The 15654-nt window shown below is 46.6% G+C and carries 13 protein-coding genes; all 13 read left to right on the forward strand.

Annotated features, from left to right (window positions below; all coding sequences use genetic code 11):
* The first annotated feature begins 60 nt into the window (after positions 1-60).
* The 13 genes from EYB31_RS33740 (at position 61) to EYB31_RS33795 (ending at position 15611) form a co-directional block, all read left to right on the forward strand.
* A complete protein-coding gene (locus tag EYB31_RS33740) occupies positions 61-921 on the forward strand; it encodes an ABC transporter permease (protein ID WP_240763145.1) in 861 nt (286 codons plus the stop codon).
* Between the two features lie 45 nt (positions 922-966).
* The gene (locus EYB31_RS33745) at positions 967-1842 is read left to right on the forward strand and encodes a carbohydrate ABC transporter permease (RefSeq protein ID WP_131017990.1); all 876 of its coding nucleotides are present in this window, start codon (positions 967-969) and stop codon (positions 1840-1842) included.
* A 32-nt stretch (positions 1843-1874) separates the two neighbouring features.
* Positions 1875-3485: an extracellular solute-binding protein gene (locus EYB31_RS33750; RefSeq protein ID WP_131017991.1), complete on the forward strand. Its 1611-nt coding sequence runs from the start codon at positions 1875-1877 to the stop codon at positions 3483-3485.
* A gap of 24 nt (positions 3486-3509) precedes the next feature.
* Positions 3510-4601: a Gfo/Idh/MocA family protein gene (locus EYB31_RS33755; protein WP_131017992.1), complete on the forward strand. Its 1092-nt coding sequence runs from the start codon at positions 3510-3512 to the stop codon at positions 4599-4601.
* 94 nt (positions 4602-4695) lie between these two features.
* Complete coding sequence (locus tag EYB31_RS33760; RefSeq protein ID WP_165452754.1) at positions 4696-5460, forward strand: sugar phosphate isomerase/epimerase family protein; 765 nt, start codon at positions 4696-4698, stop codon at positions 5458-5460.
* Between the two features lie 140 nt (positions 5461-5600).
* Entirely contained in the window at positions 5601-6620 is a 1020-nt protein-coding gene (locus tag EYB31_RS33765) for a DUF6807 domain-containing protein (RefSeq protein ID WP_165452755.1), read from the forward strand.
* A gap of 56 nt (positions 6621-6676) precedes the next feature.
* Entirely contained in the window at positions 6677-8218 is a 1542-nt protein-coding gene (locus EYB31_RS33770; protein WP_131017995.1) for a glycoside hydrolase family protein, read from the forward strand.
* Between the two features lie 465 nt (positions 8219-8683).
* Positions 8684-10471: a sensor histidine kinase gene (locus EYB31_RS33775; protein ID WP_240763146.1), complete on the forward strand. Its 1788-nt coding sequence runs from the start codon at positions 8684-8686 to the stop codon at positions 10469-10471.
* A gap of 42 nt (positions 10472-10513) precedes the next feature.
* Positions 10514-10648: a hypothetical protein gene (locus EYB31_RS41340; RefSeq protein ID WP_276322121.1), complete on the forward strand. Its 135-nt coding sequence runs from the start codon at positions 10514-10516 to the stop codon at positions 10646-10648.
* A 12-nt stretch (positions 10649-10660) separates the two neighbouring features.
* Complete coding sequence (locus EYB31_RS33780; RefSeq protein ID WP_338120007.1) at positions 10661-12106, forward strand: response regulator transcription factor; 1446 nt, start codon at positions 10661-10663, stop codon at positions 12104-12106.
* 86 nt (positions 12107-12192) lie between these two features.
* Positions 12193-13095: an ABC transporter permease gene (locus EYB31_RS33785; protein WP_131017997.1), complete on the forward strand. Its 903-nt coding sequence runs from the start codon at positions 12193-12195 to the stop codon at positions 13093-13095.
* A gap of 2 nt (positions 13096-13097) precedes the next feature.
* A complete protein-coding gene (locus tag EYB31_RS33790; RefSeq protein WP_131017998.1) occupies positions 13098-13967 on the forward strand; it encodes a carbohydrate ABC transporter permease in 870 nt (289 codons plus the stop codon).
* A 63-nt stretch (positions 13968-14030) separates the two neighbouring features.
* Positions 14031-15611 (forward strand): type 2 periplasmic-binding domain-containing protein, encoded by a 1581-nt coding sequence (locus EYB31_RS33795; RefSeq protein ID WP_131017999.1) that lies wholly within the window; start codon positions 14031-14033, stop codon positions 15609-15611.
* Positions 15612-15654: the final 43 nt, after the last annotated feature.

Below are 15654 nucleotides of genomic sequence, written 5' to 3' on the forward strand. Positions count from 1 at the left end.
GGTTTGGATCCAAGGAGGACTCTTAAGCGGAGAATCCTCTTTAGAAAAAATGTTCCGCTTATGATCATGTTTTTTCCGGTAATCGTCTATTTTATTGTTTTTAAATATGTACCGATGTTGGGGGCGGTCATTGCTTTTAAGCAGTATAATTTTTCGGATGGCATTATGGGCAGTCCTTGGGTGGGATTGGATAATTTTCGGCTGCTTTTCAGTAATCCGCAGATGGTAAACACGATTCGAAATACGCTTCTGCTCAGCGTACTGAAAATTGTAGTCGGTTTTCCTTTTCCGATTTTACTTGCCATCTTGCTGAATGAGGTGAGAAGAAAATGGTTCAAGAATGTCGTGCAAACCTTGGTTTACTTACCGCATTTTTTTAACTGGATTATCGTAGCCGGCATTGTCATTACGGTTTTTTCCCGCGAAAGCGGCATCATTAATCATTTGATACAACGGGGAGGCGGGGAAGCCTATCCGTTCTTGTACAACGGGTTTTCGTGGGTTGCTATTTTTTTGGGTTCGGGGATTTGGAAGGAAGTCGGTTTTTCCGCCATTGTTTACCTCGCAGCCATCACAACGATTGACCCGAGTCTGTACGAATCCGCAGGTATGGACGGAGCCAGCAAGTTAAGACAAATTTGGCATATCACGCTCCCAGGCATGCGGCCAACGATCATTCTTCTGTTAATTCTTGCGATGGGCAATGTCATGGAAGTGGGATTCGATCAAATTTATTTGCTTCAGAACAGCGTAGTGGCCCATATTTCCGAAGTTATCAGCACCTTTATTTATCGGGCGGGCTTGCAAGGGGGACAGTTCAGCATGACAGCGGCAATGGGGTTGTTTGAATCATTGGTCGGATTGGTTCTTGTTATCGCTTCCAACCAAATCGCCCGTAAGTTTAAGCAAGGATTGTGGTAGCGGTTGCCTGTTATCTCTACAACAGATCTAAGGAAGTGATGAGAAATGAAGGCGACCTTCGGGGAGAGAGTATTTTATTTTATCAACTACATCATCTTGGCATTGGCCGGCTTGAGCTGTGTGCTGCCGCTGCTGAATATCGTCGCTGTCTCACTGAGCGATTCGAGTTCGATTGCCGCTGGCCGGGTTTCGCTTTATCCGATCGGCTTGCAATGGGACTCCTATCAAAAGTTATTCGTCGGCACTAACATCCTGCAGGCTTTCCGCAACAATATTGTGATCACAACCGTCGGCGTTATATTATGCATGACATTTACGATTATGGCGGCGTATCCGCTATCCCGCAGCTACTTTTACGGGCGTCGATTTTTTACGCTGGCGATCGTATTTACGATGCTGTTCGGGGGCGGTTTGATTCCGACCTACTTACTTGTCAAATCTTTAGGACTTGTCAATACGTATGGCGCATTATGGCTTCCGGGTCTTGTCAGCGCCTATAATATGCTGCTGATGCGGACTTTTTTTGAGAACATTCCCGAGGAACTGCTTGAGGCGTCGCGAATCGACGGATGCTCGGAGACAAGAACGCTGCTGCAAATTATACTTCCTTTGTCATTCCCGATCCTGGCAACGCTGACGCTTTTTTACTCCGTCGGGTTCTGGAATATGTTCTCCAACGTCTTGATTTACATCAACGACAGCAGCAAGTTCAATATGACGGTACTCGTGCAAAATATGATCAAAAGCCAAACGATCCTTCAGGAAATAGGGCAGCTTGATCCCGACCAGGTGCAGCGAATGACACCCGAATCGATCAAGTCAGCCGCGATCGTCGTGTTGATTGTGCCGATGTTGTGCGTATACCCGTTTTTACAAAAGTATTTCGTGAAAGGCAGCATGATTGGCTCGATTAAAGGATAGGCGGTCAATAGATCCTTTGGAGGCGGTTAAGGATGAAACGGTTGAGAAAACCTCTTATTATGTGTGTAGCGGCAGGAACGGCGGCAGCCCTGCTTTTGAGCGCTTGCTCGAATAACCAATCGCAAGAAGGCGGCAGCAAAGCCGACGAAAACAAGAAACCCGAAATTACCGTTATGGCTTTTGATTACGGTAACGTGCCTCAAGAAGAAGGAACGATGGAGAAAAACCGGTGGGTGGATTGGATCAATCAGAATGCGCCGGTGCATGTGAAGTTTGTCTCGATTCCGCGAACGGAATCCGCTCAAAAATTGAATGTTTTGTTTGCCTCCGGAAATGCGCCGGATCTGATCATTGACTACGATAAAAATTTACTAAACAGCTTTTACACACAAAACCAGCTGTTGCCTCTGGATGATCTTATTAAAAAAGACAGCCCTTATTACCAAGGCATTTTGCAAAAATATCCGACGTTGGCGAAATTGGGGAAACAGAGTGACGGGAAAATATATAAAATCGGCAAGGTGAACGGAACCGATGTCAATGTTGCTATGTATATCCGGGCGGATTGGCTAAAAAAACTTCATTTGGACATGCCCAAAACACCCGAGGATTTGTTTAACGTCGCCAAGGCGTTTGCCGAACAGGACCCGGACGGCAACGGTAAGAAAGATACATATGGTGTTGCGCTCAGCAGTTTTGGCAGCATGATCGATACGATGTTTCAGAATGTCGACTGGGTATTGGAAAATGGCGAGTTGACGCATGATTGGCAGCGGGCGAAAGCGGCAGCTGATTACAAGAAGAAATTGTTTGACGCCGGCGTTACGGATAAGGACTATTTAGTCGACGCTAACGGGAAAAAAGCCGAGCAGGATTGGATGAAAGGCAAATTAGGCATTTGGAGCGCTACGTTCAGATTATCGTCTTACCAGGACTTTAAGAAAAACAATCCGGACGGAGAGGTCGCGATTCTTCCTATGCCAGGCACCCAATTTGGTCATTTCAGCCCGGAAGCGACTTCGCCTTTTGCCGTAAACGGAGTAATTAACCGTAGTGCGAAAAATCCTGATGCCATTATGAAATACCTCGATTGGGTGCTCAATCCGGCCAATTCAACGACATTGAAGTATGGTCTTGAAGGCGTGCACTGGAAAAAGGGGCCTAGCGGCTGCCCAACGCCTATTGACAAGGATAAGTCCGCCAAAGAAGTTGGCTATACCCAAGGATATTGGGTTCTCCATTCCAAATTTGCAGAAGGAACATGCGGGACGGTGGCAGGACCATTGGATACGGGCGACCCGATGCAAAAGATTTTCCTGGATCTTTACAATACGGCTAAGAAGGAGTATGTAACACCGGAACGTCCAATGGCTTACCTCATTGACAACAACAACTCCCCCGCGCTGCCGCCGGATCTGCTCACGATCCAAACCAATGCGATGAAGGCGGTTCAAGATCTCTGGAACAAGGCCATCGTAAGCGGAGGCACGTACACGACAGAACAATCCCTTAAAGAAGCCCAGGATTTGTGGAAAAAATCGGGTGGGGATAAAGTGGATGAATGGATGAAAAAGTATTTTGCGGACAACAAGATGAATATCGTGACTACGAAGGAATGGTACGACACTGTTGTCGAGAAATAAACCAATCGAAAGAGGGAAAACAAAATGACGAATCAAGAAGTAGGATATGCGGTAGTTGGCTTGGGTGTCGGCAAATCACATGTTCGGAGTGCCGTGAAAGCGAAGGGATGCGGATTTGTTGCTATTTGTGACCTTGACGAAGAGCTTCTCAACCGTGTAGGTGATGAATGCAACATTTCGCCGGAGAACCGTTACACCAGTTATGAACTGCTGTTAACCCGGCCGGACATCGATGTCGTGAGTGTATGTACACCAAGCGGCATGCACCGCGACCATGCCATTATGGCGCTTGCGGCAGGCAAACATGTGTTAGTGGAAAAACCTCTTGAAATCCAACTGGATAAGATCAACGACATTTTAGCCGCTGCTGAAAAAGCAGGCAAATATGTAGGTTGTGTTTTCCAGAACCGTTTGAGCCCCGGCAACAAAAAAATAAAAGAAACGATTGATAGCGGCAGACTTGGCAAGCTAATCACGGCCAATTTTCATGTGAAATGGTTTCGAAACGACGAATATTATGCCAAAAACGGGGGATGGAGAGGAACGTGGGCGATGGATGGCGGCGGGGCCATCATGAATCAATCCGTACATACCATCGACTTGATGCAGTGGATGCTGGGACCTGTCAAGAGTGTTTTTGCCAAAGCCGGAGCTTACAATCACAACATCGAGACAGAAGACACCGCAGTAGCGGTCATCCAATTCGAAAACGGCGCGATCGGCACCTTTATTGGCACAACCTGCGCATATCCGGGACTTGAGGTTCTTGTACAGGTGCATGGCACCACAGGAACCGTTTATGCCAGCAATGCAAATATCGAAACATACAAGCTTGCGGATGACACGGAAAGAACAGAAGAAGCTCGGGTGCTAAGTGAATTTGGGAAACAAGAGAAGAAGAGCGGCGGAGCGGACCCTGCGGCAATTTCCACAACCGGCCATGCCGGGCAAATACAGGACATGATTTTGGCAGTAGGGGAAAATCGTCCGCCTATGATTCAAGGAAAAGAAGGTTACGCGGCGGTTGAAATTATTCTTGCGATTTACGAATCCGCACGGACAGGCAAAGAAGTGTTTCTTCCGCTGGTCCAATCCAACACAGCGGCAAGGAGTTAACCCAATGGTAAAATTCGGATGTTGTTTGCAGGGCGCTTCTTTTGTACTTCAGGCTGGAGACGATAACTCCATCAGCAACGACCCGTTTCATCGGTTGAAAGACAACTTGGCGCTGCTGTTAGAACATAACTATGATTTCGCAGAGTTGACCGTTGGAACGTTGATGGGTGTGCCGGAAGACGACTTTCCAAATTGGGTGCACATGATACAAGCATCCGGTATCGACGTCCCGGTGTTAAACAGCTTTATTCCTCGTACGATCAAGCTGACCGGTCCAGACGTAAATAAAGATGCCATCGAAAATTATTTAAAGATTGCCTTCGCTAGAGTGAAGGCAATCGGAGCAACAACCATTGTTTTCGGGAGCGGCGGTGCCCGTTCGTTCCCTGAAGGTTTCTCAAAGTCTGAAGCTGTGCGGCAGGTTTCCGCTTTTCTGCAAATGTGCAGTCATTATGCGGCTCAATACAGTATTCATGTTGTCATAGAGCCGTTAAACCGCAAGGAAAGCAATGTGATTAACACAGTAGCCGAGGCTTTGGAGCTTGCGAAGGAACTGCGTTTGCCTTATATTTCCGTGTTGGCCGATTCGTATCATATGCTCGAAGAACAAGAAAACTTAAGTGTGCTTTCAGATGCTGTTGCCTCCGGACTTCTCACACATGTCCACATTGCAGATCGCGGTAGAGTATTTCCGGGGCTTCCTGCGCCGGACGGGATGGATTTCCGCGCCTTTTTTCAAGAGCTCCATAAATCGGGGTACGAGGGACGAATCTCTGCGGAGTGCCGATCTGATGATTTTTCCGTTAACAGCAAACGATCATTGGATTATGTAAGAACCTTGTGGGCTTCTCTATCCTAAGAAGAAGGTGAAAAAAGATGTCGGTATCTTTTCAGATAAAATTACACGCGGGTCATCATGACCGCGATTATTGTCCTGTTGCGTTCCAACTGGATAAACACAATGTGTTGCTGCAAGGTGCTGCTTTGAATTCATTCGTTATGAAGGATGAGCAAGGCGGCGTTACCCCGGTACAAGTAAGAGCGGCCGGCGATGATGTTCATTTTCATTTTGTAGTCGAGCATCTGGCCAAAGGCGAAAGCCGTACGTATAAGATCGAATCCGAAGCGGCCCGGCCAAAGGCCGCGGTTTCCGGCGTGGAATTTATCCATGAACATTCGCAGAAAGTGGATGTGTTGATCGGGGGCAGTTATTTTACCTCTTATGTCTATGATTCTTCCTTTGCCAAGCCATACCTTGGCCCCATGATCGGCCCTTATGGCGATAGTTATACCCGGCTCGATTTCGAAACTACGGAACATAAGCATCATCGCTCGCTTTGGCTGGCTATCGGCGATGTGAACGGAATTGACATGTGGAATGAACCGGCGGAGCGGTACGGCAGACAGCTTCATCAAAAATTTGCTGAAGTGATTGACGGGCCCGTATGCGGTGTCATTACAGCGCACAATGTATGGACGAGCTTTAATAGAAAACCGCAAATCGATGAGGTCCGTACAATCACTTTATACAACACGCCGGCGGGCGAACGAATCATCGATTTGGATGTGACGTTTACTGCAAGTTACGGCCAGGTTGAATTTGGCGCTACCAAAGAAGCGGGACCGCTTGGCATCCGTGTGGCCGAATCTATGAATGTAAATAACGGCGGCGTTATTGTGAACTCATACGGGTCTGTCAACGAACCTGAATGTTGGGGGAAACGGGCGGAATGGTGTGATTACTTCGGTGAGGTGGGAGGACATACGCTTGGTATTGCCGCATTTGACCATCCGGACAATGAACAATTTCCGACCTATTGGCATATTCGCAACGGCGGCTTGCTTGCAGCCAACAATTTCTACTTTAACGGCGGCAAATTAATCAAGCCAAAGGAAACCGTAAGGTATCGATATCGGGTATATTTCCATGAAGGGGATACCCAAGCAAGCAGAGTCGCTAACAAATATCAGGACTACCTTCATCCGCCGCAGGTGGAAATCGTCACACCACCGCTATAACGCTTTCAAAAACGAAGATATGACATAAAAGAAACGGAACCAGTACATATTTCTAAATGAATTTATGCGGTATAGTAAATTTACATTTAGAAAGGAGATGTGTTGCAATCGTAATTACTTATACGAAACCGGCTTATACGACAACAAGCTTGGTTTTCAATTTACATGCAGACGACACCAACGTCTTTGTCGAGCATTTTTTGGACTATCATTATGCTCATTTCTCTTACTCGGGCACATCTGTACTAACGGTCACGGCAAGCCAGCCAATTACAAGCTTTGATATAAGCCCTCACAGTATGGAAATCACCGGGACTGTAAACGGGAATGAACTGACTTTCTCAATCGACAATAACGCCGAGAAACCAGCTTATTTGGTTATTCAGATTAATAGCTTGGAGAAGCTGGTAGTTCTGGCTGACCCTTTGGAAAGCAATGCTCCGCGGTCCTCCGGCGCAGGTATTTATAATATAACCAGCGATCCTTATTATGCGGACAACACGTGGACAAGCGATGTGACCAGCATTATCCAACAGGCGATTGATGATGCATCCGCCGCAGGAGGAGGGACAGTTTATGTGCCCGAAGGTGTATATAAAGTAAAGGATATTCTTTACATCAAGAGCAATGTCACCTTGTACCTGCAGGGTGGGGCGGTCATAAAGTCAAATCCCGACAGAACCCTATATGAGCATACGACCAGCAGCGAGGGGAAAATATTTATTGAACCGATGATAAGGATCGACCACGCGCCCAATTCCAACATATTGGGGCGTGGCGTGCTGGACGCGAGCGGTATCGCGATCATGGATACAGACCGTGCGTCAGCAACTTATCTCGGATATAGAAGAAACGTCATTGTAGGCAACTTCTCCAATCAGGTAACGATCGAGGGCATCATCATAAAGGACTCAACAACGTGGACAATTAACGGGATTCAAGGCGGCGATGGATTTACGGTAAGACACGTCAAGATAATCAATCATAAAAATGCGGATCAGTACAAAATCATGAATGACGGTATCGATCTATGTGGAACAAGAAATGCCGTCGCGGAAAAAAACTTTGTCATGACCGTAGACGATGCCTTATGTGCGAAATCCACAATCAATGACTTTGCCATGTATAATGTGCGTTTCAAAAACAATATTGTATTTTCGTCTTGTGCGGGCCTGAAAGCGGGCTTACAGTCATGGAGCCCTATGTATGATGTATGGTTTGAAAATAACGACGTCGTTCAGGCGCGGCGTGGAATAGTGGTAGAAGCGACTGCGGGGACGCAGCTGATGAGTGATATCCATTTTGTAAATACAAGAGTGGAAGGCTACGTATTTACTTCCATGGGTAAAAGTATTCCTGTAGAAATAGAAGCGAAAACCGCACCCATAACAAATGTATATATAGACGGCGCTTTATTCGAGAAAGCAGCGGTTCATCCGATCACGATCTCCGGCTCAAGCAGCACAAATACGGTAACGAATGTTGCATTAGCAGAATTGAGCATCTGCGGGGATGCCATCACGAATGTCCCGGACAAACGAATCATTGAGGGCAGCCATGCGGCGGGTTTCTCGGTTTCCGCACGGAATAAAGCTTGAACTGCTACCGGTAATCATGAGAGGCGATCTGGCTGTCGCGGTCGGAATATGCAGCACCTTTCCGGCGGACCGCTGGGGCCGTGAGCCTGCCTTATCGCTTGCGTTTGCAGCACTAGCTTGGCTGGTGCTGCAACGATTTCCGGCTCTCCTCTCCTCCAAACTTTCTCATTCATCCGTAAAATGTATCGTCCTTGATCTTCAGTCCGCGGGTTACTTCCGTTATTGCCTCGAGTACCTCCTTCTTAATCAATGACTTATTAAAAATCCCCAACATTGCCCTTGAAAAAACTTAAAAATGACCTTTTGTTTTATTAACTTCCTTTAAGTATAGTAGCATGTGAACGCATACGTTCACCACTTAAGATACTTCGGTAACATCGATGCATCAAGGCATGTATAATGATAAGTAAAGATGTTAGAAGAGGAAGGTTTTACATGGGGTGCAGCAAATTTCTCCGAAACGCAATGACAAAGTTAAAAAACATGAAGCTCCAAAGCAAATTTATGGCAGGTTACCTCATTGCATGTGCGTTTCCGTTGCTGGTGGTGAGCAGTATCATTTACAGTCAATCGGCAGCAGGTTTGGAGGATTCTTCGCAGGAGTTCGCGGCGTTGTACACATCCCAGATTGAGAATTCGTTAAATGAATTCATGAAGGAATATGACAAAGTAACCAAGTCCATACTCGTGGATAATGAGCTGATTTCCAAGCTTGGGGAAGAGCATGATGTGTCGATGGATGAGTACATACTTCAGAAGTTATCTGTTCAACGGGTGCTGATGCGGGTTGCTTTGCTTAAACCGGAGATCAATAATGTCATACTGATTAGCCGCGATAATAGCGTCTATCAATATACGAATACAAGCAGCACGGTAAGTGAGAGCGCCTTGTTGTCACAAGCATGGTACAAGCAGGTACGCAGCTCGGAGGATACTTTTTTTATTACAGGGTTACATGATCGTTCATATTATGAGGATAAAGGGAAGGGTGCGCTAGTAACAGTAGGCCGGGTATTGCTGAGCTCTGAAGGGGCGTTCACAGGGGTGCTGCTCATCGACCTGGATCCGTTCACATTGATGGAGCTAAACCACGAGTTTGTCTTGACTAGGGACAAGTACGGCATGAGTGTGATTATTAGTAAGCTTTCCGGTGAAACCGTCTATCATTCAGATGCCGCCAGTGGTCGGGTGCCCTGGATGCAGGTGTTAGCAGAAGGAAATGATTTCACTAAAGACGTGAGCAACAATGACCAAATTGTGATTTCAGGGAGTACACAATTGGGGAATTTGGTTATTAAGACAGAGATTCCCCGCGAAGCATTACTGCATAAGATCGAAAGGATTAGGCTGGTCACTGTTATATTGATTATTATCGGTTTTATCATTACCCTATTGATTTCTTTCGGATTAAGCTTAAGAATCACCAAGCCCATCAAGGCGCTGCGCCGCAGTATGAAGCAGGCAGAAACGGGTCAATATTTGCCGATCGAAAGTATTCAGGCCAATGACGAGATAGGAAGCTTGGTTCGCAGCTATAACAAGATGATTGTCGTTATTCGAACTTTGATTGAAGACGTTTACATTGCAGAAATCAAACATCGGAAAGCCAAGTTCCTTGCGCTTCAGAACCAGATTAATCCGCACATGTTATACAACACGTTAGAATCGATCCGAATGAAGGCGCTGGTGAAGGAAGAAGAGGAGATCGCTGGGATGATCAAGATTTTGGCGAGAATGTTCCGGCTGACTTTGGGAAAGGATGGAAGGCAGAATTCGATAAAGCAGGAAATTGATTATACCATTAATTATTTGCAGCTTCAGAATATACGCTTTGACGATCGGTTTCTGCTCGACATCCGTATGCCCGAAGAGATGCTGCAGTGCAGCATTATTCCTCTTGTTTTTCAACCTATTGTGGAGAACAGCATCCTTCATGGCTTTAAGGGGTATGAAGGGAACATGCATATCGTGATTGAAGGGATGTGGACGGCGGATGGCGGAATTTTGATTCGGATTATGGACGATGGAATCGGTATTTCCCAGGAGAAGCAGGAGGAACTGCGTGCAGTGCTAGAGGATGCGGCATTGGATAAATATAAGCTGGAGGAGACGGACAACTTGGAAGGTGAAGGATTAGGCCTGAAAAATATTGCGGAGCGCGTCAAGCTGCATTACGGGGACCTCTATTATTTGATGATTCGTTCCGGCGAAGACAAGGGAACGACGGTCGAGTTGCTCATCCCTAAATACTGAGATCTTGTTGTTAGACAGCATGGAACGGGAGGTGTGCCTAAGATGAAAGTAGTTTTGGTTGATGACGAGAAAGGAATTGTAGCAGGCCTCCAAAAAATGATAGGCCGCTATATTCCGGAATGCGAGATTGTAGGTGTAGCGTACAATGGCCTGGATGGCGCTAAGCTGATCCAATAATGTCAGCCGCATATTGTCATTACGGATATCCGAATGCCTCAGGCAGATGGGCTGGACATGATCCAGATTGTGCAAGAGAATGGTTGCCAGGCCAAATTTATTCTTTTGAGCGGGTATGCGGACTTCGTGTATGCACGTAGAGGAATGCAACTGGGGGTTAAATTTTACCTCAATAAGCCGGTGGAAGAAGAGGAGCTTCGCGAATGCGTCTGTAAGGTCATGGAAGTGATTCAGCAGGAACAAGTAAAACTTCAAGAGGTGAATGAGTTAAAGCAAGAAGTGAACAGCCGCATCATTGAAAGCGCCTTGCGAGATGTCGTTGATGGTGACAGCGACAATACGGGATATATGGATGAATTGCTTCAGATCGCTCGTATTCCGATAGGACGCACACAGGTTGTTTGCGCTTTGCTAGAATTTGAAAGCAGCCTTGGCTTTTTGATGGAAAGCGGACTTGATCCTGTGTTCCGTCTTATAGACCGCACACTGGGACAATATCAAGGCGTCTATCGCTTCCGGTATCTAGGCGCTCAGGTGGCAGTCATTGTTACACATCATAGCGCCATCGAATATGGGGAGTTAGTTAGAATTATTCAGCGTCTGAAAGAAGCCGTATTCCAGGAGATCAAATTATCCGTGACAGTCGGGTTAGGCACGGTGAAAGAAAAGTCGAATGAAATCAGCATTTCCTTTGAGGAAGCTCGTCACTCGCTAAGTTACAAGATTCTTAAAGGCCCGGGAGCCGTAATTTCATATCCGGATATCATGTCGCTGTCAGGCAAACGGCAAGCGGTTCCGGAAGGCATGATTAATAAGCTGGAGGCCTGCCTCGACAATATGGATGAAGCAGCTTGCGCCCGCGCGATCCGCGAGATTTTTCATTGGTTGGAGGAGCGCGAGATGAGCCCCGTTGACCTCCAACTGCAGTGCTTGAGCATTCTTTTGTCAAGTGCGCGAAAACTTTCAATGGAGCAGCTGCAGCAAAGTGACTTTTGGGGACGCCATCTTCTTGTCCTGGGTGGATTCTCGCGGTATTGGACATTGGAGCATATAGAGACATGGATGCTTCAGATGATTAAGGGGATTATCGTTTTTAAGCTGGAACATCATATTACGAAGAAAAAGGATGTTATCACCGAGATCAAGGACTACGTAACGGAGCACTACGCCGATGCAATCAGCCTGACGGAGCTGTCCACCCGTTTTTTTATCAACCCCTATTATTTAAGCCAGCTCTTTAAGCAAAAGACAGGGGTTACCTATCTGACCTTTCTCACACAGACAAGAATCAACAAGTCCAAGGAATTGCTGGAAAAAACCGATTTAAAGGTGTATGAGATATGCCAGATGGTCGGTTATTCCGACCCGCAGCACTTTGCTAGATTGTTCGAGAAACTGACAGGTTGCAAACCTAGCGAATATCGCAGGAATCCTAAAAATGACCCTGCCGAAACTTAAATACGTCCTCTTGAGAGACCCTCTCTCCAAGCATACACTATAAGTAAGCGAATACATTAACTAGACATCTAGGGGGGATTGGATTGATGAAGGGCAGTATTCACCAAATGAAGGTTTACTGGCCGCTCTATGCGATGGCCATTCCGGGCTTGATTTTTCTCGTCATTTTCAAGTATATTCCGTTGCTGGGCGCGGTGATCGCCTTCAAGGATTATTCGGTGTTCAAAGGGTTTATCGATAGTCCCTGGGTAGGATTCAAGCATTTTGAGAAACTTATCCATTATCCGGATTTCGTCCGCGTGTTCGGAAACACATTGATGCTGGGTTTTTTAAAAATCGTGCTGGTCTTTCCGATCCCGATCCTGTTAGCGCTGATGATGAACGAAATTCGGAAATCTGCACTGAAGAAAGGCATTCAGACTGCGCTTTACATCCCTCATTTTTTATCGTGGGTTATCGTATCCGGCATTGTGTTTGATATCTTCTCATTAAGCGGGCTGTTCAACGTGATTCTGGGCTGGTTCGGGTCTGATCCGATTTTGGCTATGCAAGACAGCGCTTACTTCCGGCCGGTCTATGTGCTCACTTCCATCTGGCGGGATGCGGGTTGGGGAACTGTCGTGTATATGGCCGCAATCAGCACCATCGACCCGCAGTTATATGAATCGGCGATGATGGACGGTGCATCCAGATTCAGACAAATTCGTCATATTACGTTTCCGCTGCTTCTGCCTACGGTACTGGTTCTGTTTTTGCTGGAAATTGGCAACTTCCTGGACCTCGGTTTCGATCAAGTGTTTAATCTCTTGACACCAATGACGTACAGCGTGGGAGATATCCTCGATACGTACGTATTCCGCACAGGCATTCAGCAGGCGCAATATAGTTTTGCTACGGCGGTTGGTTTGTTCCAGTCGGTTATCGGTTTTATTCTGGTGTTTGTCTTCAATCGGTTGTCGAAAAAAGTTTCGGACGGGGGGGTATGGTAGATATGTTTGAATCCAGAGGAGAAAAAGCTTTCGGAGCATGCATCACAATCTTTCTTCTGCTGCTCTCGTTTATCGCGATCGTGCCGCTGCTGTCCGTCATCTCGATTTCTTTTAGTTCCAAAAGTGCCGTTGTGCAAAATCTGGTGTCCATATGGCCCAGGAAGTTTACGTTGGATTCCTGGACATATATCATAGACCGCCCGGACTTGTGGAAGTCATTTTTCCTTACGTTAGGTTCGACTGTGATAGGTACGGGCTTGGCACTGCTCATTACGGCTTTGCTGGCTTATCCGCTTTCGAAGCCGGAGTTCCGCTGGGGTTCTGTGATTATGGTCGGCGTTGTCATCGCCATGATTTTCAAGGCTCCGATCATTCCTTTTTTCCTTACTGTACGGGGTATCGGGCTTTATAACAACCCGCTGGTCTTGATCGTTCCTCATATCCTGAATCCCTTTAATCTGATCATCATGCGAAGCTTCTTCAAGGAGTTCTCTAAGGAACTTGAGGAAGCGGCTCTCCTGGAAGGCTGCGGTTATTTTCGAATGTTGTTTCAATTCGTCCTCCCGCTGTCCAAGGCAGTGCTTGCTACGTTAGCTTTGTTCTATGCGGTCGTTATTTGGAACCAGTTTCAGACGCCGCTATTATTTCTCCAAAATACGGACTGGTTCCCGTTACAGATGAAGATACGCCAGTACATCTCGGATGATAATTTAATTATGCCGGGTGCCGTTTCAACGGCTGACTTTAATTTTAACGAACGAACGTTAAAATCGGCGACGGTTATTTTCGCCATCATTCCGATTATTGCGGTATACCCTTTCTTGCAGAAGTATTTTGTCAAAGGAGCCATGATCGGCTCTGTCAAAGGATAATTTCGGTTTTAAGGCTTCATGAGCCTGGAACTTATAATGTCAATTTCAAGGGGGAAACATGGCATGGCTATCAAAAAATTCGGGGTACTGGCACTAACAGGTGTCTTGGCCGTTACAGGTTTTAGCGGCTGCAGCAGCAATACGGACAAATCCGCTTCTTCTTCTGCTCCAGAGCAGAGCGGGGTTCCGAAGACGGAGGAAATCGTTGATCTCGAAGTGTGGAATACCAATACAGGCTTTAAACCGATTACCAAAGGCAGCAAACTGTATGAATTTTATAAGGAAAAGCTGGGTGTCGGCGTCATCCAACCTTATGTGGAATGGAACGGAGGCACCACTTACTTAAACCAGCTGAATCTGAAGATTGCTGCGAACGAAATGCCGGACTTGTTCAAACCACAGCAGGGTATCGAAGACAGCTTGGCGAAAAACGGCGCAATCGCCGATTTGACAGATCTTTTGCCGAAGTACGCGCCAAATGTATGGCAGACCATTCCGAAGGAAGTGTGGGACGTGGTCAAAGCCAACGATCCTACCGGACAAGGGAAAATTTATTATATCCCGGGCGTGCTGGACTATGGCAGGGAAGCGGGTTTGATTCGTAAGGATTGGCTCGACAAGCTGGGACTGCAAATGCCAAAGACGCAAGATGACTACGTGAAAGTACTTGAAGCTTTCCGCGATAAGGATCCGAACGGAAATGGACAAAAAGATGAGATCCCGACCGGCGGCCGGGAGCAGGCTGCTTGGATGGATCATTTATTCGCGATGTATGGTGTAGCCATGTTCGAAGGCAAGCCGGATTGGGATGTGTACGATGGCAAGCTGACCTACGCTGCGGTTTCTCCGAATATGAGAGCTGCATTGGAATTCATCGCCAAACTGTATAAGGATGGATTAATCGATAAGGAGTCGCTTTTGAACACGAAGGCGAAGTGGGAAGGGAAAATCGATTCCAACAATGTCGGCAGCTACTTCCATTGGGAAGAGTCGGTCTTCGACCGTTTAGAAAATATTAATAAAAATACAGGCGTGAAAGGCGATTACTCCGTGCTCCCGATTACAGAGGTTCAAGGGTATAAGGGATTCTATACTTTGAAGAAGATTCAGCCCCCTGTCTGGGTTGTGAAAAATAACAAGGACCAGAAGAAGCTTATGGCAACGCTGAAGCTGCTGAACAACATGTACGACAAAAAGAATTGGTATCCGCTTTATCTTGGCGTGGAAGGCATGCATCATATCATAAAGGACGGCAAACCTTCCAGGCTTCCGGATGACAAAAGTGCGCAAGAGAACCTCGCCATTAACCCGTTTCTTGACGTAGCTACTGCCGATTTCACTATGGAGCTGTTCAAAAATGCGTCGTCGGAGGATCGAAAATGGGCGGTAGATCAAGGGATACGAAATGTTCAGGATGCTCAGAAATATTTCAAAACCATTGCCGGTGACGGTATGCCTGCAGGCGTCTACGAAGGATTCGCAGATATTAATAATCGTACGCTTTATGTGGAATATGCAACTAAGATTATTCTTGGACAGTATCCGATCAGCAAATTCGATGAATTCGTAGATAAGTGGAACAAATCGGGTGGCGACGAGGTCACGAAGCGTGCCAGAGATTGGTATGCAAAGGTGAAGAAATAGTACGCCCAGCCGGTTTCGTACCCGGCAGTGGGGTATGGGGTTA

It is taken from the genome of Paenibacillus thalictri, from assembly GCF_004307995.1.
GTDB classification, from domain to species: Bacteria; Bacillota; Bacilli; order Paenibacillales; family NBRC-103111; genus Paenibacillus_AF; species Paenibacillus_AF thalictri.

Coding starts and splice junctions, on each gene's coding strand:
- EYB31_RS33740 (WP_240763145.1), top strand. CDS start 61: ATGATCATGTTTTTTCCGGTAATCGTCTATTTTATTGTTTTTAAATAT.
- EYB31_RS33745 (WP_131017990.1), top strand. CDS start 967: ATGAAGGCGACCTTCGGGGAGAGAGTATTTTATTTTATCAACTACATC.
- EYB31_RS33750 (WP_131017991.1), top strand. CDS start 1,875: ATGAAACGGTTGAGAAAACCTCTTATTATGTGTGTAGCGGCAGGAACG.
- EYB31_RS33755 (WP_131017992.1), top strand. CDS start 3,510: ATGACGAATCAAGAAGTAGGATATGCGGTAGTTGGCTTGGGTGTCGGC.
- EYB31_RS33765 (WP_165452755.1), top strand. CDS start 5,601: ATGAAGGATGAGCAAGGCGGCGTTACCCCGGTACAAGTAAGAGCGGCC.
- EYB31_RS33770 (WP_131017995.1), top strand. CDS start 6,677: ATGAATTTATGCGGTATAGTAAATTTACATTTAGAAAGGAGATGTGTT.
- EYB31_RS33775 (WP_240763146.1), top strand. CDS start 8,684: ATGACAAAGTTAAAAAACATGAAGCTCCAAAGCAAATTTATGGCAGGT.
- EYB31_RS41340 (WP_276322121.1), top strand. CDS start 10,514: ATGAAAGTAGTTTTGGTTGATGACGAGAAAGGAATTGTAGCAGGCCTC.
- EYB31_RS33785 (WP_131017997.1), top strand. CDS start 12,193: ATGAAGGGCAGTATTCACCAAATGAAGGTTTACTGGCCGCTCTATGCG.
- EYB31_RS33790 (WP_131017998.1), top strand. CDS start 13,098: ATGTTTGAATCCAGAGGAGAAAAAGCTTTCGGAGCATGCATCACAATC.
- EYB31_RS33795 (WP_131017999.1), top strand. CDS start 14,031: ATGGCTATCAAAAAATTCGGGGTACTGGCACTAACAGGTGTCTTGGCC.